A 23,358-nucleotide genomic window follows, 5' to 3' on the forward strand; every position below is an offset into this window, starting at 1 on the left:
ACCCCCGCCCAACGCCTCGACCAACTCCTCGTTGCAACAACCACTTGACCACAAGGGGTCTCGATACGCCGCTGCGCGGCTACTCGACCAGCATGAGAGGGCGCGGTCCGCTCAGAAGGCGATGAGAAACCGCAGCTGCAGCCGCGGCAGAAGCAGCAGAAGCATGCTGATCGAGTAGCGCCCGCAGGGCGCGTATCGAGATCCACCCACCGGACGACCTCGGCCGCGCAGCTCAGGCCGAAGCGTTCTCCGGCCTCTCAACCCTCCTCGGGACGGGACCGGGGCCCGTCGAGCAGCGTCGCGAGGACGATCCGCACCAGGGGGCCTGCGTCGCGGTCCTCACCGGCGACTCGGAGCCCGATCTTCTCGGCAACGCGCTGGGAGGCGCTGTTCTCGGGATGGATGATAGCCACGAGGCGTTCCGCGAGGTCGCACCGTCGAGCCAGCTCGAGACAGGCGGTCGCGGCCTCCGTGGCGTAGCCCCGCCCCTGCAGGGAGGAGCGGACGTGGTAGCCGACCTCCAGCTCGGGGACGCCGTTGACGCTCTGCCAGGTCAGGCCGCAGTCCCCCACGAACTCGCGGTCCATGGTCTCGATGACCCACAGCCCGAAGCCGTCGCGCTCGTAGTTGCGCCGGTTCCAGGCGATCCAGTCGGCGGCCTCAGCGCGCGTCTTCGGGGCCGGGTAGTAGCGCATCACTTCCGCGTCACCGAGCAATCCGGACAGGAGATCGAGGTCCGCGGCGGTCATCTCGCTGAACCTGAGTCGAGCGGTGTCGAACGGCAGCATCAACGCCACGCTACCGGCACGGCACGCTCCCGCAGGTCTCGATACGCCGCCGCCTGCGACTGCTCCGCTCTGCGTCCAGAGGGATCGGAGGGCCGGACCGGGTGGGGGACGTGACCTGGAAGGACACTGTCCGACGACCGTTCAGTCGTGTCCACCCGGCCCGGTGAAGTCATCCGACCGGATCGCGAGATCCGGAAGGAGACACGACATGGTAACCATCGCCAAGCGGTTCTGACCAGGGGGCGCGGGGACCGGCACGGAGAGCAGCTGCATCACGTCGGTCCTCGATCTCGCCGGTCGGGTCCGGTAGCAGAGCGCGGAGCCGCCGCATCCATGCTGATCGAGTAGCGGCCTCAGGGCGCGTCTCGAGATCCAGCCTCCAGGCGATCGCGGGTCTCCGAGGAGACATCACCTGGTTCGTATGGGGAAAGCCATGCTGATCGAGTAGCCCGCGCAGCGGGCGTATCGAGATCCACCGTCGTCGGAAGGCGAGTCTGCAGACCCGTCCTGCTGGTGATGGTGGGTCTCGATACGCCCCTGCGGGGCTACTCGACCAGCATGACGGGGTGCCGCCGCGTCCTTTCCCTCACCACAGAGATGCGAAGCGGCTTCGCGCAGCATGAGGTGCGAGCCGCGCGAGCGTCCTACTTCTTGGCCTTGGCGGCGGCCTTGGCCGCCTGCTTCGTGGCGCGGACCTTGGCGAGGGACTCGGGCGAGACGATGTCGGCGACCGAGCGGAACGAGTCCTCCTCGCCGTAGGCGCCGGCGGCCTCGCGCCAGCCCGCGCCCTCGAAGCCGCGGCGCTTGCCGAGCAGGGCGACGAAGATGCGGGCCTTCTGGTCGCCGAAGCCGGGCAGCGCCTTGAGACGGGCGAGCACCTCGCGGCCGTCGGGATCGTCGCGGGTCCAGATGGCCGAGGCGTCGCCGTCCCAGTCGTCGACGATCGCGCGGCAGAGGGTCTGCACGCGGCCGGCCATGTTCGCCGGGTAGCGGTGGATCGCCGGGGGCGTCCGGGACAGCTCCGAGAAGCGGTCCTCGTCGAAGTCCGCGATCGCCGCCGCGTCGAAGGACGACCCCTCCTCGGCCAGGCGCTGCTCGAGCTTCAGCGGCCCCGAGAACGCCGTCTCCATCGCGACCTGCTGATCCAGCAGCATGCCGATCAGCAGGGCGAGCGGGTCGCGGGTGAGCAACGCGTCGGCGTCGGCGTCGTCGGTGATGTGCAGGGCGGAGTCGGCGGTCATCCTCCAGGGATACCACGGACGGCGGGACCGCCGCCGAGCAGTGCCCGGACGGTGCGGTCGATCGTGCTCAGCGCGGCGGTCAGCTCGAGATCGCTCGCGCTGCCGTAGCCGAGGACCAACGCCTCCTCCTCCGCGCGGTCGGCCAGGGCGTAGTCGTCGAGCGGAGCGACGAGGAGCCCCTCCGCCGCGAGTGCCGCGACGACTGCCCTCGCCGTGAGCGGCGCGGGCAGCCTGAGCACCACGTGCAGCCCGCCGTCGAGTCCACGCGCCGAGCCCCAGTCGATCGCCTCGGAGAAGTCGCGGACCAGCCCGCGACGGTGCGCGTAGCGGCGCCGCGAGCGGGTGAGGTGCCGCCGGAAGCCGCCGCCCGCCATGAAGGCGGCGAGCGCCTCCTGCGTCGGGCCCGAGACGGAGGCGTCGCGCTCGGCGTCCACCTCCCGCACCGCCCCGTGCAGCCACGACGACGGCGGCAGCGCCAGGTACGCCACCCGCAGCCACGGCGACACCGTCTTCGAGAACGAGCCGACGTGCGCCACTCCGCCGCCGCCGTCGAGCGACGCGAGCGCCGGCAGCGGTGCGCCGACGTAGCGGAACTCGCTGTCGTAGTCGTCCTCGATCACCAGCAGCCGCTCCGTCGCCGCGCGACGCACCAGCTCGAGCCGGGCGGCGAGCGCCAGTCGGCCTCCGGTCGGGTACTGGTGGGAGGGCGTGACGACCACGACGTCCGCGCCGCTCGTCGCGAGCGCGTCCAGGTCGATGCCGTCCGCATCGACCGGCACCCCCACGAGCTCGTGGCCCTCCGCACGCAGCCGCCGCCGCACCGCCGGGTAGCCCGGGTCCTCCACCGCCACCCGCACCGGACGGCCGAGCGCGGCGACCGCCGCCCGCACCAGCAGCGCGACGGCGTCCGCGGTCCCGCTCGTCACGAGGACGTCCTCCGCCTCGACGTCGATCCCGCGCGAGCGCCGCAGCTGCTCGGCGATCCGCCCCCGCAGACCCGCGTGCCCTGCTGCCGACGGCAGCTCCGAGGGCGGAGCCGAGAGCGCCGGCCGCCAGGCGGCCCGCCACTCCGGCCCGTCCAGATCGCGCGTGTCCGGGCGCCCCGGCCGCAGATCCAGCCGGACCGTCGCCGGCATCACCGCCGGCTCCGCCCGCTCGACCCGGGACCGGATCGGCACGACCACCCCGTCGGCTGCCACCGTCACCGCAGCGCGCGGGTGCGCCACGAGGTAGCCCTCGCCGACCAGCTGGTCCACCGCGGCGACGACCGACCCGCGCGAGACCCCGAGCTGCTGCGCCAGCACCCGGCTGGACGGGATGGCGTCGCCGGCCCCGTAGCGCCCGTCGAGCACCGCCGCCCGCAGCGCCTCGGCCAGCCCGGAGCGGACCGCTCCGCGCTCCGGCGCCCGCAGCAGCAGCGGCACCTCGAGATCACCGGACGCCATCGACTCCCCCGTTCTGGACCACTCGACCCGTGGCTCCCTGGCATTCTCGCAGATCCAGTGCGGACGCGATCCTCGAACCATGGACACCCTCGACACCACCGACCGCACCCGCGTCACCCGGCTCCGCGACCGCCAGGTCCTCGACCGCGGCGCCCTGGACGCCCTGCTCGACGAAGCGCTGATCGCGCACGTCGCCGTCGTCCGCGAGGGGGCCGCGATCGTGCTGCCGATCCTCTTCGCCCGCGACGGCGACGACCTCCTCCTGCACGGCTCGAGCGGCGGCGGCCTCCTGCGCGAGGCGGCGCGCGGCTCGCTGCTCACCGTCGCCGTGACCCTCGTCGACGGCCTCGTCGTCGCCCGCTCCGCCTTCGACAGCTCGATGAACTACCGCTCCGCGATGATCCTCGGCCGCGCCGAGCCCGTCGAGGGCCCCGGCAAGGCCCGCGCCCTCGATCTGCTGACCGAGCGCTTCCTGCCCGGCCGCCCCGCCGAGACCCGCGCGAGCACCGCCCGCGAGATCGCCGCCACCCTCGTCCTCCGCCTGCCCCTCGCCGAGGCCAGCCTGAAGATCCGCGCCGCCGGCCCCTCCGACGACGACGCCCAGACCCCCGGCGTCTGGGCGGGCACCGTCCCCCTGGTAACCCGCACCCTCCCCGCGGCGCCGGCCCCCGGGTCCGCGCCCGAGCCGCCCGCATCCGTGAACGCCTTCACCAGCACGGTCGACAGCACGGTGCCGCCCTTCCGCTGATCCCGCACCGTCATGGGAGGACGAGTCCGCAGACCCGCCCCGCTGAGGACGCGGGTCTCGATACGCCCCTCCGGGGCTACTCGACCAGCATGCTGCCGCTGGGCTCCCATCCGACCGAGCACGAGGCGCGGGTGCGGTGCCTCGTCGCGGCTCCTGGCTCGGGTCTGGCGGGCGCGCCGCAGGCGCGCGGGAAGGAGCCGCGGCGAGGTACCGCACCCGCGCCGTCACGCAGTGACGCGCCCCGAGCCGCCCCCGCGCCGTCGCGAAGCGACGCGCCGAAGTGGACCCTACTTGGTGTCCTGCCTCGGGAACACGACCTTCTGCACCACGATGATCACCGACGCCGCCACCGGAATCGCCACGAGGGCCCCCAGCACACCCGCGAGCGTCCCGCCCGCGACGGCCGCGATGACGACGACGGCGCCGGGCACGGACACGGCGCGGTTCATGATCCGCGGGCTGAGGACGTACGCCTCGACCTGCATGTAGACGAGGTAGTAGATCGCCGCGACGAGCGCTGTCACCGGCGAGGCGAGCAGGCAGGCGAGCGAGATGATGACGGCGCCCGAGATCGTCCCGACGAGCGGGATCAGCGAGCCGAGGAAGGCCACGCAGGCCAGCAGCGCCGGCACCGGGCCGCCGATGATCAGCAGCAGGATGAAGGTCAGCACGCCGTTGACGGCCGCGAGCGAGACCTGGCCCACGACGTAGCGGCCCACCGCACCGGTGATCTCCTCGCCGACCTCGCGCGCCTTCGGGCGGTGGGAGGCGGGCGCGAAGCGGTACGCGACCGACTTCATCGAGCGCAGCGAGGCCAGGAAGTAGAGGGTCAGGATCAGCACGATGATCGCGCCGGTCACGCCGCTCGCGATGCCGCTGCCGACCGCGAGGATGCCGCCGCCGAGCGAGAGCAGGTTGTTCGGGTTGCCGATGAAGCTCTGCACGTTGCCGATGAGCGAGTCGACGTCGACGACACCGCTGAGCTGCCGCTCCAGGTCGAGCACCCACGGCTGCGAGGCGATGTCGGAGACGATCCGGGGAGCGCTCGTCACGAAGATGGTGAGCTGCTCGATCAGGATCGGGATGATGTAGAGGAGCAGCCCGGCGAAGATCAGCAGCACCGAGGCCAGCACGATCGTGATCGCCAGCGCGCGCGGGATCCTCTTGCTCTCCAGCCAGGAGACGAGCGGGTCGAGGCCGAGGGCGAAGAACAGCGCGACGAACACGTAGGTGAGCACCGTGCCCAGCGAGACGACGAGCCCGCCGACCACGAGGGCGACGAGCACGCCGAGACCGCCGAACAGGCCGATCCGGAACGAGCGGATGGTGAACTGCGGTCGCTCCGGGTCGCTCGACACCACGATGTCGGGTTCGACGACGGGCTGGGCCGGCGCGGCGGCACGCCGGCGGGAGCGGGCGAAGGCGCGCGGGGTGATCATGCGTCGAGCGTAGCGGGGCCCGGACGGCCGCCCGCGCCGCGGGAGAAGGCTTGACGGACGGGCGCCCGAGGGGTGGTGGGCCGCGTGGCCGGCGGCCCGCTCAGTGCTCGGGATCGTGCTCGTCGACGGCGGCGTCGTCGCGGTGCAGCTCGGCGTGCCGGTCCCACTCGGCGAGCAGCTGCTCGATCGCCGCGTGGAAGCGGGCGGTCGCGGCTCCGGGGCTCGTGTCGCCGAAGTAGTGGGCGACCCAGCGCTCGAGGCGCTCGACCGCCGCCTCGTCGTGCTCGACGCTCTCGAGCCGGGCGACGATCGCGGTCGCATCCTCGGCGCGCAGCCACTCCGCATCGCCGAGGTAGCCGGACTCGTCGACCTCGGCCGCCGGGCTGATCGGCCGGGTGACCAGCAGCGGTCGGCCGGTCGCGAGCCGGTCGTAGACCATGGCCGAGACGTCCAGCACCGCGATGTCGGCGGTGAGCTGCCAGCCGAGCTCGGCGGAGGTGTCGTGCACGTGCCGGGCCGCCGGGTCCGCCGCGTTCGCCGCCGCGATCAGCGCGACGATCTCTCGGTCCGCCGCCCCGTAGGCCGGGTCGACGGCGCCGCTGCGCGGGTGCGGCCGGTAGACCAGGCGGTAGCGGGGGTCGGCCAGCAGGGCGCGGGTGAGCGCGACGCCGTGGGTGCGGATCGAGCCGTAGCCGGCGGCGGGGCGGTCGCCCTCCCAGGTGGGGGCGTAGAGGACCACCCGACGCCCGTCCTCGGGGTACGGGGTGCGGCCCGAGACGTGGTCCGCCTGCGGCCGGCCGATGGCGAGGGCGCGCTTGTCGAAGTCGAAGTCCCAGAGGACGCGGCGCAGGCGCGCGAGCGCGGCGTCGCCGGCGATGAAGCTGTAGTCGTAGGCCTTGAACTGGTTGGTCGTCATGTACATCTTGTCGCTCTCGCCATGGTTGACGAAGACGTGCCAGCGGCGCCCGTAGCGCATCATCTGGAAGTTGCGCGCGTTCTGATTGACGTAGAGGACGATCCGCAGCGGCTGCTCGTCGATGGCGGTCTCGAGGTCGGCGACGGAGCGCACGTGCGCGACCGGGAGCGGGCTCTCGCGCAGCAGCGCCCGGGTGGCGGTGGCGTTCCGGGAGAGGAGGACGACCGGATGGGTCTTGGCGAGCTCCTGGAGCGGCGCGTACCACTGGCGCAGCTGGTAGAGGTTGATGTCGCCGTCGGCGAAGTAGACGCCGATCTCGAAGACACCGGGCGTCAGCGGCGCGCGGGCCGCGAGCTCGCGGGCGACGTCGCGGCGGGCCCGCCGCGCGGTCAGCAGGTCGCCGGCCACTCCGCGCGCCAGCGTCGCGTCCCGGAGCAGGCGGGAGAGGACGGCGCGGGGTGCGGATGTCATCGGTCCAGGCTACAAGCCGGGGTTCTACCTGCTGATCGAGTAGCCGGAGCGGTGACCAGCATGCTGATCATGCGGCCCGCGCAGCGGCCACCATGCTGATCGAGTAGCCCGCGCAGCGGGCGTATCGAGATCCACCGTCGCCGGAAGGTCGGCTCTGCAGACAGGCCTCCGTGCGACGGTGGGTCTCGATACGCCCCTGCGGGGCTACTCGACCAGCATGTGGCGCGCCCCTGCTGGGCTACTCGACCAGCAAGTGATGGGCTCCTTCGGGACTACTCGGCCGGCGAGGCGGAGGCCGGCGTCACTCGGAGCCAGACGAACTGCAGGGGGGCGAGGCGGAAGCCCTCGCGGAGGTCGACGGCGATCTCGGTCACCAGGTCGACCGCCTCGGGGGCGAAACCGCCGAAGCGCTCCGGCGCGACCTCCTGCGCCTCGTCGGAGACGTTGGCCAGGACGAGCACGGCCTCGCCGTCGCCGGGGCGCTGGTAGCCGAGCACGTGGTCGTTGACCGCGTCGAAGACCGCGAGCGCGTTGCCCGCGAAGAGGTCGGTCCGCTTGCGGATCGCGATCAGGTGCAGGAGCCCGCCGAAGATCTCGGCCGCGTCGGCGCCGGGGGTCTCGCGCTCGGCGTAGCGCTCGGCGGGCCGCCGCGGGCGGTTCACCCAGCGGGAGTCGCCCGCGGTGCTCGGGTCGTCCAGGTAGCCGTGGTCGTTCAGCTGTCCCACCTCGTCGCCGAGGTAGAGCAGCGGCAGACCGCCGGTGCTGAGGGCGATGGAGTGCGCGAGCAGCACCCGGTCGATCCCGTACGGGTCGCCGGCCTCGACGCCCGCGAGCGAGGCGGTCGTGCCGGACACCCGGCGATCGCCGGTGCGCGGATTCTCCTGGAACGGCACGCCCCGGGCGAAGGTCCCCTCGAAGCGGTCGGTGTAGAAGTCGTTGAGGAAGCGCCGGTGCCCGGCCGCGTCGATGCCGAGCTCGGCGGCGTCCTCGTCGGCGAAGGTCCAGCCGATGTCGTCGTGCCCGCGGACGTAGTTGACCCACGCCGTGCCGGCCGGCAGCGCGTGCCGGCGCTCGAGGGCCTGGGCGAGCAGCCGGACGTCGCGGGTCGCGAGCGCCTCCCAGGTCAGCGCCATCTGCAGCGGGTTGTAGGAGAGCTGGCACTCCTCGAGGTCGATGTACTCGATCACCTCGTCGGGGTGCACGATCGCCTCGGACTTGAACAGCAGCGACGGAGCGGCGAGCCGGCAGACCTCGTTGAACGCGCGCAGCAGCACGTGCGCCTCAGGCTGGGACTCGCAGGTGGTGCCGAGCTCCTTCCAGATGAAGGCGACCGCGTCCATCCGCAGCGCATCGACGCCCTGGTTGGCGAGGAAGAGCATCTCGCCGGCCATCGCGCGGAAGACCTCGGGGTTCGAGTAGTTGAGGTCCCACTGGTAGCGGTGGAACGTCGCCCACACCCAGCGCCCGTCCTCGAGCTGCACGAAGGAGCCGGGGTGGTCGTCGGGGAAGATCTCGCGGGTGGTGCGCTCGAAGGCGTCCGGCTGCTCGCGGTCCGGGTAGATCCAGTAGTAGTCCTCGTAGCGCTGCTCGCCCGCGAGCGCCTTCCGCGCCCACTCGTGCTCGTTCGAGGTGTGGTTGAAGACGAAGTCGACGACGAGCGCGATGCCGTGCTCGCGCAGCTCGGCCGCGAGCAGGCGCAGATCGTCCATGTCGCCGAGGTCCGGGCGCACGCGGCGGTAGCTGGACACCGCGTAGCCGCCGTCCGACTCCCCCTCCGGAGCGTCGAAGACCGGCATCAGGTGCAGGTAGTTGAGCCCGATCTGGCGGAAGTACGGGATCTCGGCGCGCAGCCCCGCGAGGTCGCCGGCGAAGCGGTCGACGTAGCAGACGCCGCCGAGGGCCTTGTTCGAGAGGAACCAGTCCGGGTGCTGCCCGCGTGCACGATCGAGCGCGCGCAGGTCCTCCGGGCGCTCCTGCCAGGAGGTCGCGGCGAGCTCGACCAGGGCGACGATCTGCTCGACGAGGTCGTCGCGACGCGCGTAGACCGCGGCGAGCAGATCGACCAGCCGCGGGAGGCGGGCGTCCAGGCGCGACTGGAACTCCGGATCCTGGATCGGCCCGCCGAGGGCGTCCACGCGGGAGCGCACGGCCGCGATCAGGTCGTCGGGGGTGGGCACCGGCTCGTCCAGCACTGCACCGGGCAGAGCTGTCGAGGGGGGCTGCGTCGAATCGAACACCGTCGTCCTTCCGAGGGGCGTCCGCCCGGCGGGGGGCGGATTCCCCGATGCTAGACGATCGGGGGACGCCCGGCGACCGTCATGCGCAGCAGCGTCCGGCCTGCCAGAATGCGGCGCTCCCCGGGGTCGGCGGTCCAGCCCTCGCGCCAGCCGGCGAACCAGGCCCGGAGCGCCGGACGGTCGTTCCGCCAGCGCAGGCACTGGATCGCGGTCCACGAGCCGACGTAGGCGAGCGCGAGCGGAGCCGGCAGCGAGCGGCGGGCGAGCCACACCCGGTTGCGGGCGTTCAGCCGGTAGTAGTCGGCGTGCCGGGTCGGCTGGATCACCGGGTGCTGCGCGACGAGCTCGCCCGCGTACCAGGTGCTGCGCCCGGTGTCCCAGACCCGCCAGGCCAGCTCGATGCCCTCGTGCGCGTAGAAGAAGGGAGCGGCCCAGCCGCCGGTCCGCTCGAAGACGTCGCGGCGCAGCACCACCGCGCCCTCCCAGACCGAGAAGACGGGTCCGGAGCGGCGCGGGTCGCCCTTGAGGATGCGCGGGGTCCAGCGCCGGGGCGCGGGAGTGCCGTCGACGCTGTCGACCCGCGGCTGCACCATGCCGATCCGGCGCGGCGCGGCGAGCAGCGCGATCGCGTCGCGGAGGAAGCTCGGCGAGGGCACGCGCGCGTCGTCGTCGAGGAAGAACAGGTACTCCCCCGCGACGGCCGGCACGCCGGCGTTGCGGCCGGCCGGGATGCCGAGGTTCTCCGGGAGGGCGAGCGCGCGGACCCCCTCGGGCAGTCCCTCGGGCACCCAGCCGTTGCCGACGCAGACGACGTCGAGCTCGACGCCCTTCTGGGCGAGGACGCTCGAGAGCCCGGCCGCGAGGTCGTCGGGACGCGTGCCCTGGGTCAGGACGACGACGCCGACGCGCGGCAGCCCGCCCGGCTCAGGACCGGACACGCTTGGACGCCATGATCGCGACGAAGTGGCCGACGAGCGCGAGGAGCGCGAGCGGCAGCAGCGCCGACACCAGCACCCGGTCGGCCGTTCCGGCGCCGACGACCAGCCCGACCAGGCTCGCGGCGAAGGCCAGCATGGTCAGCTCGACCGAGTGGTACAGCCGGTGGAACGGCACGAACCGCGCGGCACGGCGCAGGCGCGCGAGAGCGGAGGAGGACGGCGTCGCCTCCCCCTTCGTGTCGGCGAGCTTCGTCAGCCCGGCGTTCGCCCGGGCGACGTGCACCATGTCGTTGAGCGCCTTGTTCAGCACGATCACCAGCGCGAGCGCGAGGCCGATCGAGGTCCACAGGAAGTCCTCCGGAGCGTCGAAGGGGATCCCGGCGGCGCGCAGTCCGAGCGCGATCGGGATCAGCGACTCGGTCGTGTAGTGGCCGACCTTGTCGAGGAAGACGCCGGCGGGCGACGAGGTGCGGCGCCAGCGCGCGACCTCGCCGTCGCAGCAGTCGACGAGCATCTGCAGCTGGCCGAGGATCAGCGCGAGCGCTGCTCCCGCGATCCCGGGGATCAGCAGCGCCGCGGCCGCGCTCCAGCCCACGAGGATCATCAGCCCGGTCACGCCGTTGGCCGAGATCGAGGTGCGCAGCAGCTGCATGGTCAGGTACGGCGAGAAGCGGCGCAGGTAGAGCGACGCCGTCCAGTGCTCGGCGTTGCGCCGCCCGCGGACCTCGGGCGGCTGGGCGACCGCGCGGAGCTCGGCGATCGATCGCGGTCTGGCGGTGCTGGTCATGCGTCCCTCGCGGAGTCGGCGGCGGAGTCGGCCGCGGGGTGGTGGCGGTGCGCCGCGATGTTGCTGGTGAGGCCCGCGAAGCCGAGCACGAAGCCGGTGCCCCAGGCCACGTGGATGGCGGGGATCACGACGAGGAACCACAGCATGGCGCGCGGTCCGTCGACGCGGGCGACGGCGATCGTGGCCGCCGCCACGAGGGCGAGGTAGCCGACCGGGACGACGAGGCCGAGCAGCAGCCAGGGCGCTGCGCCGAGCAGCGCCTGCAGCGCTCCGGCGACCCCGGCGAGCAGGCCGAGGGCGAGCAGCGCCACGAGGACGGGGGGTGCGAAGTAGCGGAGGGACCGCGAGGCCGGGAACAGCCGGGTCAGCTCGCCCCGCCACATCCCGGTGGAGAGGAACTGCCGCAGCAGCGCCCGCATCGACGGCCGGGGCCGGTAGGTGACGGTGAGCCGCGGGGTGAACCAGACGAGGCCGCCCGCCTCGCGCAGCCGGCGGTTGAGCTCCCAGTCCTGGCCGCGCTTGAAGCGCTCGTCGAAGAGCCCGGCGCGCTCGAGGGCGGAGCGGCGGAAGACGCCGAGGTAGACCGTGTCCGCCGGGCCCTCCTCGCCGCCGACGTGGTGCGGGGTGCCGCCGAGGCCGATCCGCGAGCCGTAGGCGCGGGCGACGGCGCGCTGGAACGGCGTCAGCCCCTCGGCCGCCATCACTCCGCCGACGTTCGCGGCGCCCGAGCGCCGCAGCGCCTCGACGGCGATCCGCGCGTACTCGGGCGGCAGGACGGAGTGCGCGTCGACGCGGACGACGACGGGGTGCCGCGAGGCGCGGATCGCGGCGTTCAGTCCGGCCGGCGTCGAGCCGACGGGATTCGCCACGACGCGGATCCGCTCGTCGGCCGCGCTGAGCTCGGCGACGAGCCGCTCGGTGCCGTCGATGCTGGGCGCGAGCGCGAGGACGACGTCGAAGGGCCCGGTGTAATCCTGAGCCAGCAGGGAGTCGACCGCCGCTCGCACGTGGGTGACCTCGTTCAGCACGGGCATCACGTAGGAGACGCCGGGCAGATCGGGGAGGTCGTCCGTCGGGGTCTCGGGCTGCATGGGTCCAGTTCGTGAGGCGGGGCCGGGCGTCCTGGCCGGACGCGGGCGCCCCACACTACCAGCGGGCCGTGCACCGCCCCGCGGACGCGGAGCAGCCCCCGGGGACGGATCCCCGGGGGCTGCCGCTCACTGCGGAAGGAGTCAGCTGGTGGCCATAGTGCCGAGCGTGACGTCGATCTCGAACGTCTTCCCGTTGCGCACGTAGGTCAGCTTCACGTCGGCGTTCGCGGCCTGCGCGCGCACCTGGGCGGTGAGGTCCGAGGCGCTCGTGATCGGCGTCCCGGCCACTCCGGTGACGATGTCGCCCGCGGCGAGACCGGCGGCCTGCGCGGCACCGCCGCTGGTCACCTCCTGGATCTTCGCGCCGAGGACGTCCTGGGTGGAGTCCGAGACGCTCGCGCCGAGGAGGCCGTGGGTGGCGGAGCCGTTCGCGATGATCTCCTTCGCGACGCGCTCGGCGACCGCGCTGGGGACCGCGAAGCCGACGCCGATGTTGCCGGACTGCCCTCCCGAGCTCGAGGACTGCCCCGCACTGGCGATCGCGACGTTGACGCCGATCAGCTCGCCGTCGCTGTCGAGCAGCGCGCCGCCCGAGTTGCCGGGGTTGATCGCCGCGTCCGTCTGGATGACGGGCAGCGAGATGGTGCTCGTGGCCGGCGTCTGCTGGGTCTGGCCCGGGATGTCGAAGTTGAACGGGCTCTCCGTGCCGCCGCTCGAGCTGTCGCCCGAGTCGTCGGGGGCGGCGGAGGAGGCGACCTGGATGCTGCGGTTGAGCGCGCTCACGATGCCGTCGGTGACGGTGCCGGAGAGGCCGAGCGGCGCGCCGATCGCGACGGCGGTGTCCCCGACGTTGACCTCGGAGGAGTCGGCGAAGGTGATCGGGACCAGGTCGGTCGCGTCCGCCAGCTTGATCACGGCGAGGTCGAGCGTCGGGTCGGTGCCGACGATGGTCGCGGTGAAGATGCGGCCGTCCGAGGTGGTGACGGTGACCGCTCCGTCCGAGATCTGGCCGTCGAGGGTGACGACGTGGGTGTTGGTGAGGACGTAGCCGTCCTTCGAGAGGACGATGCCCGAGCCGGTGCCGGACGAGGAGCTGCCGGCGACGGCGATCGTGACGACGCTCGGAGTGGCCTTCGCGGCGACGGCGGTCGCGGTGGTCGCGTCCTCGGCGTTGTTCACCGTGATGGTCTGCGAGCCGCTCGAGGAGACGACGCGGGTGCCGGCTCCGTTGGAGGCGGACCACAGTCCGAAGACGCCGGCCCCGGCGACTCCGCCGACGACCGCGCCGATGGCGAGGGCGGCGACGACGCCGACACCGGCGCGGCGCTTGGTGGCGGTGGGCGGGCCGACCGGGGGCTGGCCGCCGCCGAACGAGCCCTGCTCGCCGACGGGCGGCTGCTCGGTGCTCTGCACGGTGTGCGCGGCGGGAGGGGCGAACTGGCCGTAGCGCGGGGTCGGCGGGACCGGCTGGGCCTGGTTCCCCTCCGCCGAGTTCGACGTGTAGGACGGGAGGGGCTCGGTGGGCCCGGTGGACGACGACGGCGCTCCGGTGCCCGAGGGGTACGTGGGCTGTCCGGGGGTGTGCTCGCCGGAGATGGGCTGGTTCGCCTCGTGGCGGCGATCCTCCGGCGTGCGGGGATCCTCCGGCTGACGAGGACCGTCGTGACTCTCGGTCATGGGTGGTGCTCCTTCCAAGCGGGGATAGCTTGACCAGGGAACCTGTGCGTTCCTTATGACGCGCCTGCGAGCGGCACGCCAATGCCCGCCGGTGCGCCCGCGGGGGCTCCAGCCGCCAGACTGGCGGGGTGAGCATCCACGGATCCTGGACCCGCGCCGCCGCCGGCGCCGGTCTTCTCGGCCCGAGCGGCGAGGTCGCCGCCACCGTCTTCAGCGAGATGAGCGCCCTCGCCGCGCGGACCGGGGCGATCAACCTCGGCCAGGGCTTCCCGGACGAGGACGGGCCGCAGGAGGTGCTCGAGGCGGCGCGCGCGGCGATCTCCGCGGGCCTCAACCAGTACCCGCCGGGGCCGGGCTTCCCGGTGCTCCGCGAGGCCGTCTCGGCGCACCAGCGGCGGTTCTACGACCTCGCCGTCGACCCGGACGGCGAGGTGCTGGTCACCACCGGCGCCACGGAGGCGCTCGCGGCGACACTGCTCGCGCTCCTCGAGCCCGGCGACGAGGTCGTCACCTTCACTCCGCACTACGACGCCTACGGCGCGCTGATCGCACTGGCCGGCGGCGTTCACCGCACGGTTCCGCTGCGGGGAACCGACTTCCACGTCGATCACGAGGAGCTGGCGGCCGCCGTCACCGACCGCACCCGGGTCATCCTGGTCAACGACCCGCACAACCCGACCGGCTCCGTGCTGCCCGCCGAGACCCGGGAGCTGATCGTGCGGCTCGCACACCGCCACGACGCGCTGATCGTCACCGACGAGGTCTACGAGCACCTGCGCTTCGACGGCGGCCACGTGCCGATCGCGACGCTGCCCGGCGCCCGGGAGCGGACGCTCACCGTCTCCTCCGCGGGCAAGACCTTCAGCACCACCGGCTGGAAGATCGGCTGGATCACCGGGCCGCGCGCGCTGATCACCGCGGTGCTCGCGGTGAAGCAGTTCCTCACCTACGTCAGCGGGTCGCCGTTCCAGGGCGCGGTCGCCGTCGGCCTCGAGCTGCCCGACGCGTTCTTCACCGGCATCGCGGCGACGCTGGAACGCAAGCGCGACGTGCTCTCCGCCGGACTCGCGGCGGCCGGCTTCAGGGTGTCGCCGTCGGCGGGGTCGTACTTCGACGTCGCGGACGCGGCCCCACTCGGCTGGGACGACGGGGCCGCCTTCTGCCGGGCGCTGCCCGGGCTCGCCGGAGTGGTGGCGGTGCCGGTGTCGGCGTTCTGCAGCGCCGAGGACGCGGACGCCTACCGCTCGCTCGTGCGGTTCGCGTTCTGCAAGCGCTTCGAGGTGCTCGACAGCGCGGCGGAGCGGCTAGCGGGACTCGCGCGCCGCGGCTGACCGGCGGCCGGCCCGGACGGGGCGGACCTCGAAGCGCCGCAGGGCGAGCGCGGGGTTCTTCTCGCGCGCCGAGGCGATGCGCTCCTGGGAGAGCCAGGCGACCGCGACGTCCTCGACCTCGCCGAGCGTGGCGATCTCGACGCCCATCGGGTCGACGATCATGCTCGTCCCGACACCGATCGGCGGGGTCTGGTCCGCAGCGACGAGGTAGATCGTGTTCTCCAGCGCACGGGCGGTGACCAGGGTGCGCCAGTGCGCCTCCTTGAGCGGGCCGCGGACCCACTCGGCGGGGGCCGCGACCACGTCGGCGCCCGCGTCGACGAGCCAGCGGGTCACCTCCGGGAAGCGCAGGTCGTAGCAGGTCTGCAGGCCGACGACGAGGCCGCCCACCTCGAAGGTCTGCGGCACGCCGATCTCTCCGGGCGCGACCCAGTCGGACTCGGTCTGGCCGAAGGCGTCGTAGAGGTGCAGCTTGCGGTAGGTGGCGACGACCGCTCCCCCGGGCTCGACCGCGACGAGGGTGTTGGCGATCCGCTCGCCGTCGTCGACCGACTCGACCATGCCCGCCACCAGGTGGACGCCGAGCTCGCGCGCGATCTCGTCGAGGCCCTGGACGAACGGGCCGTCGAGCGCCTCGCCCGCGGCGACGAGCTCGGGGCCGAGCGGGTCGACGAAGAACGAGCTGTACTCGGGCAGGACCACGACGCTCGCGCCGCGCTGGGCGGCGACGCCGGCGAGGCGGCGGATCGCCGCCAGGTTCGCCGCGCGGTCGTCGGTCGGAGCGAACTGCGCGACGGCGAAGCCGACGGCCGCCGCGCTCGCGGGCTGGGCGGCCTTGCGCGCCGAGGCTCTGCGCTGCGCCGCCATCAGCTCGGCGGGTAGAGGAAGAGCGGGACGCTCGAGGCCGGGATCGTCCGCGCGTGGTACGCGTGGTCGTTGCCCCAGTTGTACTCCTCGAGCGAGACGGTGCCGTCGCCGTTCACGGACTGCACGTAGGCGACGTGGTTGCCGTTGAACCAGGCGACGGCGCCGGGGACGGGCGTGGTGCTGGTCTCCCAGCCGTGCGAGGCCCACTGGCCGGCCCAGGCGTAGGCGCTGCCGCCGCCGGGGGTCAGGTTGCCCCAGGTCCACTTGAACGGGGCGCCGGTGGAGCCCTGGTCGCGGTTCAGGCGCCAGGCGACGAAGTCGACGCACTCGCGGTAGTAGTAGCGCAGCGGCGAGAGCCCGCCGCCCTGGTCGTCGGTCAGCGCGTCGCGCCAGGGGTAGTCATCGCCCTCCTCGCGGGGGGTGACGGAGCTGCTGGTGCCGCCCGAGCGGCTCGGGGAGGCGGCGGCCGAGGACGTGCCGGAGGCCTCCTCGGCGGCTGCGGCGGCGGCGGCAGCGGCGGCATCGGCCGCAGCCTTCTCCGCGGCGGCGGCGAGGGCGCGCGCCTGCGCGGCGGCCTCGTCGAGCTGCGCCTGCGTGGGGGCGGTGAAGGAGTCGCGGATGACCTGCTCCTGCACGGCGGTCGACGCGACCGTGAGCTTCTGGTTGCCGAGCGCCTGGATGCGGGCGGCGGCCTCGATCGCGGCCTGCGAGTCGGGCGCGGGGTCGAAGGAGTAGGCGGGGAGGGCCATCACGGCGACCATGCCGGCGATGGCGGCGGCCGCGACCGTGCTGACCGTCGTGCGGAGGACGCGACCGCGGCGGCGGCGGACGGGCGCCACCGTCGCGAGGACGGGTGTGCGCACCGCCACGGGGGCGACGGGCACCGGGCGGGTGCGGGGAGTCGGACGCTGAGTCTGTGCGGCGGATTCGGCGTCCCGCCGGCTCCGGCGGGTGAGGTGGATCCCCTCGCTCGGGGACCCGTCCCGGGTCGCTCCTGCGGTCTCGTCCACCTGTTCGTCGCTCACACCAGCACCCTTCGCATCCCGGACGAGGATAGCGTGCACCCCGGCCCGACACACCGAGCGACTCGGGGCACCCGAGGAGCGGGCCCCTCCTGCTGATCGAGCAGCCCGCGGGGCGGGCCCCTCATGCTGATCGAGTAGCCCGCGCAGCGGGCGTATCGAGATCCACCAGCGTCAGAAGGATGAGTCTGCAGACCCGCCCTGCTGGGGACGGCGGGTCTCGATACGCCCCTGCGGGGCTACTAGACCAACATGCAGGGCGCCGCCACGGCGTACCCCGGGCAAAGCGGCCCGTGATGCGGACCCTTCATATGGAGCAGCGCGCGAAGCGGGTCCTCCACGAAGAGCAGTCCGCGAAGCGGGTCCTCCACGAAGAGCAGCCCGCGGGACGGGTCCTCCGTGCAGCATCGGCGGAGAGGGACCCTCATGCTGATCGAGCAGCCCGCGGAGCGGGCGTATCGAGATCCACCGGCGTCAGAAGGATGCGTCTGCAGGGCTGCACTCCTGGCGGTGGTGGGTCTCGATACGCCCCTTCGGGGCTACTCGACCAGCATGCAGTCGCAGTCGCAGTGCAGCGTGCTCCTCGTGATCCACCGACCGGCGGAGTAGCGTCGCGCGCAGGATGCGGCGACGGCGCTGCGCGGACGGGAGTGCGGTCATGATCCGGAGCGAGCGGGCCTTCAGCGGCTTCAGCGTGCGGGACGTCGAGGCGGCGAGGGCGTTCTACGGCGACGTCCTCGGGCTGGAGGTGTCGGTCAACGCGATGGGGATCCTCGACATCGCCCTGCCCGGCGGCGGGAGCGCCATCGCCTACCCGAAGCCGAGCCATGTGCCGGCGGAGTTCACGGTCCTCAACTTCGCCGTCGAGGACGTCGACGCGGCGGTCGCGGCGCTCAACGACTCGGGCGTCGTCACCAAGATCTACTCGGACAGCGAGATGCCGACCGACGAGAACGGCGTCATGCGCGGGCGGGGACCGACGATCGCCTGGTTCCGCGATCCGTCGGGCAATGTGCTGAGCGTCATCGACGCGGCCTCGTAGCGCCGTGGGACGCCGCCGTCAACGACGAAAGCCGGCCGCTTTCGCGACCGGCTTTCCTCTTCTTGTTGCGGGGGCAGGATTTGAACCTACGACCTCTGGGTTATGAGCCCAGCGAGCTACCGAACTGCTCCACCCCGCGGCACAAGAAGAGACACTACACGGGGATCAGGACCGATGCAAATCGAGCGGGCACCCGGAGCAGGCAGTGCCGTGCTCGGCGGCTCATTCGGGCTTCGTCGCCGTCCACGCGACGCCGTCGAGAGCGCTCGCGGCGACCTCGAGACCGGTCGCCCGGAGAGCCTCCGCGACGTCCTCGCCCGAGCGCTCCCAGGTGCGCACCGCCGGGTCGTCGACGCGCGGCCGCGCCTGCGCGCCGATCACCGCGGTCCCACCCGGTGCGACGAACCACTCGACGACACGCGCCCACTCCTCGAGGTCGGGGAGCCAGGCGACCGCGTCCAGGGTCGTCACGACGGCGTCGAAGGCGTCGGGCTCGGGCAGCATGTGCCGCAGCTCGTAGAGGTTGGCGCAGACGAAGCGGGTCCGCTCGGCGAGACCGCGCTCGCGCGCCGCCTCGCGGGCCAGTCGGATCGCCGGCATCGAGAAGTCGACGCCGATGACGTCCTCGCCCCGCTCGGCGAGCAAGAGCGCGTCGCCCCCGGCACCGCACTGCAGGTGCAGGACCCGCGCCCCGGCCGGGACCGCCGCCCCGAACGCCCGGAGGGGCGCGCCGTCACCGGCACGCCCCTCCCAGTACTCCCGGTTCGGATCGAGCCACTCCCCTGCGCGCAGGTGCTCGCCACGATCGACCTGGACCATCGGCCTACTGCTGCCCCTCGGCCGCCAGCGCCCGCTGGAGCGCCTCGGTGAGCTGCTCGTCCGCCGCCGCGAAGGCGGTCAGGTCGCCGGCCTTGAGGGCGGTCTCGCGGGCGGCGAGAGCCGTGCTCGCGTCGCTCAGAGCGGCCTGGAGCTCGGTCTGGTCGCCCGTCGGAGCCGTCCCGCCGGTGCCCGCGTCGCCGGTCCCGGTGTCGCCCGTGCCCGGATCGGCCGTGTCGGTCGGCGTCGGGGTCGGGGTGACCACCGTGCCGGTGTCACCCGCGTCCGCTCCCGAGTCGCCGCCGAAGAGGCTGTCGAGGGCGGCGTCGAGGGTGTCCTCGAAGGCGATGTCGTCACCGAAGGCGACGAGCACCTTCTGCAGGAGCGGGAAGCTCGTGTCGCCGTTCGAGCTGACGTAGATCGGCTGCACGTAGAGCAGACCGCCGCCGACGGGCAGGGTCAGCAGATTGCCGCGGGTCACCGTCGTGTCGCCGCGCTGGAGCAGTGCCAGCTGGTTCGCGACGGTCGGGTCGGTGTTGAACGCGTTCTGCACCTGACCGGGGCCGGGCACCGTGTCGTCGCTCGGCAGCTCGAGCAGCCGGAGCGTGCCGTAGCCGTCGGCCACCGCGCCCTCCGTCGAGCCCGCGTCCGAGTCGGCGACGAGGTAGCCGGTGAGCACGTTGCGGCTCGCCGCGCTGCCGGGTGTGCTCGCCGGGATGTACGTGGAGTACAGCGAGTACGACGGCGTCTCGACGTCGGGCGTCTGCAGCGTCAGGTAGTACGGCGGTTGCAGCGTGTCTCCGCCGCCGACGGCGGCGGTGCTCGCTCCACCCGAGGTCGGGTCGTTCGGCGTGGACCAGGCGGCCTCGCGGGAGTAGAACGAGCCGGCGTCGGTCACGTGGTACGTGCCGAGCACGGCGCGCTGCACCTTGAAGAGGTCCTCCGGGTAGCGGACGTGGCTGAGCAGGCCGGCCGACATCTCGCTGATCGGCTCGACGGTGCTCGGGAAGATCTTCTGCCAGGTCTGCAGGATCGGGTCCTCGGTGTCCCAGGCGTAGAGCGTCACGCTGCCGTCGTAGGCGTCGACCGTGGCCTTGACCGAGTTGCGGATGTAGTTGACGTCGTCGGTCGGGAACTGCTGCTGCGTGTTGGTGTCGGCGATGGCCTGCGAGAGGCTCTGCACCTCCGAGTACGGGTAGTCCGCGGAGGTGGTGTAGCCGTCGACCACCCAGACGACGCGGCCGTCGACGACGGTCGGGTAGGCGTCCGAGTCGAGCGTCAGGTACGGGGCGACCTTCTGGACGCGCTGCACCGGGTCGCGGTCGTAGAGGATCTGCGACTGGTCGTTGACGCCGTCCGACAGGAAGATCTGCTCGGACTGGAACTTGATCGCGTAGACGAGCTTCTTGAAGACGTTGTCGAGCGAGGGGCCGCCGTTGCCGTCGAAGGTCGTGTAGGTCTGCTGCTCGCCCTCGGTGCCCGACGGGTAGTCGAGCTCGATGTTGCGGTCGCCGTCGCCGCCGACGATCGAGTAGCCGGGCGAGTTCTCGCCGAAGTAGATCCGCGGCTCGTAGTCGCCGAGGTCACCGGTCGTCGGGACGCCGGACTCGATGAAGACGGGCTCGCCGTCGGACGAGCGCTGGTTGCCGTACGCGGCGACCAGGCCGTAGCCGTGGGTGTAGACGAGGGTCTGGTTGTACCAGGTCTGGTTGGTGCCGAGGCCGTTGAGGTTCAGCTCGCGGACGCCGACCACGGCGTCCTGCGTCGAGCCGTCGATCGAGTAGCGGTCGACGTCGAGCGCGTTCTGCTGGTCGCCGAAGGAGTAGTACTGGCGGAACTGCTGCAGCTGCGAGAACGCGTCGGTCACGACGGCGGGGTCGAGGATGCGGATGTTCGCCGTGGTCTCCGCGTCGGAGCGGAGCGCGCCCGGCTCGGCGTCGGTGGTCGCGTCGTACGGGATGACCTGGACGTCGGAGACGCCGTAGGCCTGCCGCGTCATGTCGATGTTGTCCTGGATGTACGTCGACTCGAGCGTGCGCTCGTTCGGCTCCACCTGGAACTTCTGGACGACCCACGGGTAGAGCGAGCCGACGAGCAGGCTCGCGACGATGAGGAGCGCGGTGCCGATGACGGGCAGGCGCCAGCGGCCGATGAAGGCCGTGATGATGAAGAGGACGGCGATCAGCGCGGAGATGGCGGCGAGGATCTGCAGGCCGGGGATCGTGGCGTTCACGGAGGCGTAGGTCGCGCCGGTGATGCGGGTGCCCTGGCGGCTGAGGGTCGCGTACTGGTCGAGCCAGAGGCTGACCGCCTGCACGAGCAGGTAGAGCGCTGCGATGATCGCGAGCTGGATGCGCGAGGACTTCGAGATGCGGATCTCGCGGCCGTTGATCCGGATCGCGCCGTAGAGGTAGCCGGTGGCGAGGGTGGCGAGCGCCGAGATGATGAGCACGGCCGATGCGAAGCCGACGATGCTCTGGTAGAAGGGCAGCTCGAAGAGGTAGAACGACGTGTCGAGGCCGAACAGCGGATCGACGTCGCCCGAGGGCGTGCGGTTCCAGAAGGTCAGGCTCGTCTGCCACCGGGTGGAGGAGGAGACGCCGGCGAAGAGGCCGAGGACCGCCGGGATGCCGAAGGTGGCCAGGCGCCGGAGCGGCTCGACGACCTGCTGGTAGCGGTCGATCTGCGAGTTGAGCTTCGCGTAGACCGGGCGCAGCCGGTAGGCGAGCGTCAGGCTCACGAACACGGGGACGGCCATCGCGACGAAGCCGATGACGAAGAGCCCGCCCGCGGCGAACCACTGCGTCGTCAGCACCGAGAGGAACCCGAGCTGGTCATACCAGAGGATGTCGGTGTAGAGACCGGCGAAGACGAAGAACGCCACCACCAGCACGGCGACCACCACGACCGTGACGGCGAGAACGCTCCGTCTCTTGCGCGGCGGGGCTTCGGTTGCTGCAGAACTCACGGATAAGCCTCTTGATGTGGAGATGTGACGGGAGGCTCCCCATGGTAGGCGACGACCAGCGAGGGGACCTGAGCGTCGCCCTCAGGGAGCGGCTCGGCGGCTCCGCCCTGAGCGGACAGGGCGGCTCGGGCGGGCGGTGGATCTCGATGCGCCCGCTCCGCGGGCTGCTCGATCAGCATGAAGGGGGCGCGAGGCAGATCACCCATGCTGGTCGAGTAGCCCCGCAGGGGCGTATGGAGACCCACGGTCCTCAGCAGGGCGGGTCTGCAGACTCCTGTTCCGACGCTGGTGGATCTCGATACGCCCGCTGCGCGGGCTACTCGATCAGCATGGAGGGGAGGCGAGACAGATCACCCATGCTGGTCGAGTAGCCCCGCAGGGGCGTATCGAGACCCGACCCGTCAGTTGATGGGGGTCGCGCCGTCGCAGGTCGGCAGGGCGTCGGTGTCGCCCGCGGCGACGCCCTTCAGCGCGGCGAGGGAGTCGTCGAGGGTGGCGACGCTGAAGACCTGGAGGCCGTCGGGCACGTGGCCGACGACCTCGTTGCAGTTGTCGGCGGGCGCGAGGAAGTACTGCGCGCCCGCGTCGACCGCGCCGAACATCTTCTGCCGGATGCCGCCGATCGCGCCGACCTCGCCGGCGGCGTCGATGGTGCCGGTGCCGGCGACGGAGGCGCCGCCGTTCAGCGCGCCCTCGGTGAGCTTGTCGATGATCCCGAGCGCGAACATCATCCCGGCACTCGGCCCGCCGACGTCGTCCAGCTGGATGTCGACCTCGAACGGGAAGTCGAAGGCCGCACCGGCGACGATGCCGATCACGGCCGCTCCGTCGTTGTCGACCGGGGTGACCTGCACGTCCTGCTCGGCCCCGTCCCGCTCGATGGAGAGCGTCACCGGCTGCTGCGTGCCCGAGGCCTGCACGGCCGCGCGGAGGGCGGGCACGTCGGCGACCGGCTCCCCCGCGACGGCGAGGATCTCGTCGCCGGCCTCGAGCGCACCGGCGGCGGGCGAGTCGTCCGGGACCTGCGCGACCGCGACCCGCTGCCCGATCGGATAGCCGAGCTCCGTGAGCGCCGCGGCGATCGCCTCCTGCTGCGAGTCGGTCATCTCGGCCTGGTTCGCCTGGTCCCGCTCCTCGACCGTGGAGGACGGCGGGAAGATCTGCGCGACGGGCACGACGGCCTTGGTGCGGTCGAACCAGGCGCTCGCGACCTCGATCCAGGTCGGCAGGCTCTGCGGGTTGCCGACCACCGAGACGGTGAGCATGTCGAGCGTGCCCTCGGTGGGATAGGTCGTCTCGTCCGGGATGGAGATCAGCGGAACGTCCTCGCCGCTCGTGCCGAGGGTGTCGAAGACCGGGCCCGGCTGCTCGATCACGTAGGGGGCGGGGGTGACGCCGAGTCCGACGACGAGCGCGACGCCGGAGAAGAGGACCGCGGGCCCGACCCAGGCGCGCCGGCCGCGCGGGGAGGAGGGGCGCGGGTCGACGGAGAACAGCAAACGGGGGCCTCTCTGGGGACGTGCGGGGCGGCGGC

Annotated in this window: 18 protein-coding genes and 1 tRNA gene; 3 read left to right on the forward strand and 16 right to left on the reverse strand. The window is 72.6% G+C overall.

The annotated features are described in order from the left end of the window. Positions 1-257: 257 nt before the first annotated feature. From EDF17_RS15635 to EDF17_RS15645, 3 genes are all read right to left on the reverse strand, one after another. Positions 258-788 carry a GNAT family N-acetyltransferase gene (locus tag EDF17_RS15635; protein WP_123447723.1) on the reverse strand — a complete coding sequence of 177 codons (531 nt, stop codon included), beginning with the start codon at positions 786-788 and terminating at the stop codon, positions 258-260. Positions 789-1,432: 644 nt separating this feature from the next. After that, the gene (locus tag EDF17_RS15640; protein ID WP_123447563.1) at positions 1,433-2,029 is read right to left on the reverse strand and encodes an HhH-GPD-type base excision DNA repair protein; all 597 of its coding nucleotides are present in this window, start codon (positions 2,027-2,029) and stop codon (positions 1,433-1,435) included. Beyond that, positions 2,026-3,474, reverse strand: coding sequence for a PLP-dependent aminotransferase family protein (locus EDF17_RS15645; protein WP_166649711.1), 1,449 nt, complete (start codon positions 3,472-3,474; stop codon positions 2,026-2,028). Before EDF17_RS15645 ends, EDF17_RS15640 begins: the two co-directional genes overlap by 4 nt. A gap of 79 nt (positions 3,475-3,553) precedes the next feature. Between EDF17_RS15645 and EDF17_RS15650 the strand changes: the two genes are divergently transcribed. Beyond that, the gene (locus EDF17_RS15650) at positions 3,554-4,222 is read left to right on the forward strand and encodes a pyridoxamine 5'-phosphate oxidase family protein (RefSeq protein ID WP_123447565.1); all 669 of its coding nucleotides are present in this window, start codon (positions 3,554-3,556) and stop codon (positions 4,220-4,222) included. A 287-nt stretch (positions 4,223-4,509) separates the two neighbouring features. Here EDF17_RS15650 and EDF17_RS15655 read toward each other — a convergent pair whose 3' ends face one another. The 7 genes from EDF17_RS15655 to EDF17_RS15685 form a co-directional block, all read right to left on the reverse strand. Further along, positions 4,510-5,661 carry an AI-2E family transporter gene (locus EDF17_RS15655; protein WP_123447566.1) on the reverse strand — a complete coding sequence of 384 codons (1,152 nt, stop codon included), beginning with the start codon at positions 5,659-5,661 and terminating at the stop codon, positions 4,510-4,512. 100 nt (positions 5,662-5,761) lie between these two features. After that, entirely contained in the window at positions 5,762-7,048 is a 1,287-nt protein-coding gene (locus EDF17_RS15660) for a hypothetical protein (protein ID WP_243732926.1), read from the reverse strand. A gap of 272 nt (positions 7,049-7,320) precedes the next feature. Next, on the reverse strand, positions 7,321-9,183 hold the full coding sequence (locus EDF17_RS15665; protein WP_243732940.1) for an amylosucrase: 1,863 nt from the start codon (positions 9,181-9,183) through the stop codon (positions 7,321-7,323). A gap of 152 nt (positions 9,184-9,335) precedes the next feature. Then, entirely contained in the window at positions 9,336-10,223 is an 888-nt protein-coding gene (locus EDF17_RS15670) for a glycosyltransferase (protein WP_123447567.1), read from the reverse strand. Continuing rightward, positions 10,210-11,010, reverse strand: a complete 801-nt coding sequence (locus EDF17_RS15675) for a CDP-alcohol phosphatidyltransferase family protein (protein ID WP_123447568.1) — start codon at positions 11,008-11,010, stop codon at positions 10,210-10,212. Before EDF17_RS15675 ends, EDF17_RS15670 begins: the two co-directional genes overlap by 14 nt. Further along, on the reverse strand, positions 11,007-12,101 hold the full coding sequence (locus tag EDF17_RS15680; RefSeq protein ID WP_123447569.1) for a glycosyltransferase family 2 protein: 1,095 nt from the start codon (positions 12,099-12,101) through the stop codon (positions 11,007-11,009). Before EDF17_RS15680 ends, EDF17_RS15675 begins: the two co-directional genes overlap by 4 nt. 141 nt (positions 12,102-12,242) lie before the next feature. Further along, on the reverse strand, positions 12,243-13,778 hold the full coding sequence (locus EDF17_RS15685) for a trypsin-like peptidase domain-containing protein (protein WP_123447570.1): 1,536 nt from the start codon (positions 13,776-13,778) through the stop codon (positions 12,243-12,245). Between the two features lie 128 nt (positions 13,779-13,906). On the opposite strand from EDF17_RS15685, the gene EDF17_RS15690 reads away from it, so the two are divergent. Continuing rightward, on the forward strand, positions 13,907-15,109 hold the full coding sequence (locus EDF17_RS15690; protein WP_123447571.1) for an aminotransferase class I/II-fold pyridoxal phosphate-dependent enzyme: 1,203 nt from the start codon (positions 13,907-13,909) through the stop codon (positions 15,107-15,109). Here the strand turns inward: EDF17_RS15690 and EDF17_RS15695 are convergent. Together EDF17_RS15695 and EDF17_RS20495 are read right to left on the reverse strand one after the other, a co-directional pair. Further along, the gene (locus EDF17_RS15695) at positions 15,083-15,976 is read right to left on the reverse strand and encodes a carbon-nitrogen hydrolase family protein (RefSeq protein WP_123447572.1); all 894 of its coding nucleotides are present in this window, start codon (positions 15,974-15,976) and stop codon (positions 15,083-15,085) included. The genes EDF17_RS15690 and EDF17_RS15695 overlap by 27 nt on opposite strands. After that, positions 15,976-17,001 (reverse strand): CHAP domain-containing protein, encoded by a 1,026-nt coding sequence (locus EDF17_RS20495; RefSeq protein ID WP_133672112.1) that lies wholly within the window; start codon positions 16,999-17,001, stop codon positions 15,976-15,978. Before EDF17_RS20495 ends, EDF17_RS15695 begins: the two co-directional genes overlap by 1 nt. A gap of 655 nt (positions 17,002-17,656) precedes the next feature. Here EDF17_RS20495 and EDF17_RS15705 point away from each other — a divergent pair. Continuing rightward, on the forward strand, positions 17,657-18,040 hold the full coding sequence (locus EDF17_RS15705; RefSeq protein ID WP_123447575.1) for a VOC family protein: 384 nt from the start codon (positions 17,657-17,659) through the stop codon (positions 18,038-18,040). Between the two features lie 65 nt (positions 18,041-18,105). Here EDF17_RS15705 and EDF17_RS15710 read toward each other — a convergent pair. From EDF17_RS15710 to EDF17_RS15725, 4 genes are all read right to left on the reverse strand, one after another. Beyond that, positions 18,106-18,179 (reverse strand) — tRNA-Met (locus tag EDF17_RS15710). Positions 18,180-18,262: 83 nt separating this feature from the next. Further along, positions 18,263-18,859, reverse strand: coding sequence for a class I SAM-dependent methyltransferase (locus EDF17_RS15715; protein WP_123447576.1), 597 nt, complete (start codon positions 18,857-18,859; stop codon positions 18,263-18,265). Between the two features lie 4 nt (positions 18,860-18,863). Next, positions 18,864-21,824: a UPF0182 family protein gene (locus EDF17_RS15720; RefSeq protein ID WP_243587437.1), complete on the reverse strand. Its 2,961-nt coding sequence runs from the start codon at positions 21,822-21,824 to the stop codon at positions 18,864-18,866. Between the two features lie 401 nt (positions 21,825-22,225). Further along, positions 22,226-23,323, reverse strand: a complete 1,098-nt coding sequence (locus EDF17_RS15725) for a PDZ domain-containing protein (protein ID WP_123447578.1) — start codon at positions 23,321-23,323, stop codon at positions 22,226-22,228. Between the last annotated feature and the right edge of the window lie 35 nt (positions 23,324-23,358).

Origin of the sequence: Rathayibacter sp. PhB1, assembly GCF_004362935.1 — a bacterium.
Taxonomy (GTDB): Bacteria; Actinomycetota; Actinomycetes; order Actinomycetales; family Microbacteriaceae; genus Rathayibacter; species Rathayibacter festucae.

Excerpts from the sequence above, each read along its gene's own strand:
- EDF17_RS15660 (WP_243732926.1), bottom strand. The coding sequence starts at position 7,048 with ATGACATCCGCACCCCGCGCCGTCCTCTCCCGCCTGCTCCGGGACGCG.
- EDF17_RS15680 (WP_123447569.1), bottom strand. The coding sequence starts at position 12,101 with ATGCAGCCCGAGACCCCGACGGACGACCTCCCCGATCTGCCCGGCGTC.
- EDF17_RS15645 (WP_166649711.1), bottom strand. The coding sequence starts at position 3,474 with ATGGCGTCCGGTGATCTCGAGGTGCCGCTGCTGCTGCGGGCGCCGGAG.
- EDF17_RS15640 (WP_123447563.1), bottom strand. The coding sequence starts at position 2,029 with ATGACCGCCGACTCCGCCCTGCACATCACCGACGACGCCGACGCCGAC.
- EDF17_RS15675 (WP_123447568.1), bottom strand. The coding sequence starts at position 11,010 with ATGACCAGCACCGCCAGACCGCGATCGATCGCCGAGCTCCGCGCGGTC.
- EDF17_RS15715 (WP_123447576.1), bottom strand. The coding sequence starts at position 18,859 with ATGGTCCAGGTCGATCGTGGCGAGCACCTGCGCGCAGGGGAGTGGCTC.
- EDF17_RS15685 (WP_123447570.1), bottom strand. The coding sequence starts at position 13,778 with ATGACCGAGAGTCACGACGGTCCTCGTCAGCCGGAGGATCCCCGCACG.
- EDF17_RS15695 (WP_123447572.1), bottom strand. The coding sequence starts at position 15,976 with ATGGCGGCGCAGCGCAGAGCCTCGGCGCGCAAGGCCGCCCAGCCCGCG.
- EDF17_RS15650 (WP_123447565.1), top strand. The coding sequence starts at position 3,554 with ATGGACACCCTCGACACCACCGACCGCACCCGCGTCACCCGGCTCCGC.
- EDF17_RS15705 (WP_123447575.1), top strand. The coding sequence starts at position 17,657 with ATGATCCGGAGCGAGCGGGCCTTCAGCGGCTTCAGCGTGCGGGACGTC.
- EDF17_RS15655 (WP_123447566.1), bottom strand. The coding sequence starts at position 5,661 with ATGATCACCCCGCGCGCCTTCGCCCGCTCCCGCCGGCGTGCCGCCGCG.
- EDF17_RS15635 (WP_123447723.1), bottom strand. The coding sequence starts at position 788 with ATGCTGCCGTTCGACACCGCTCGACTCAGGTTCAGCGAGATGACCGCC.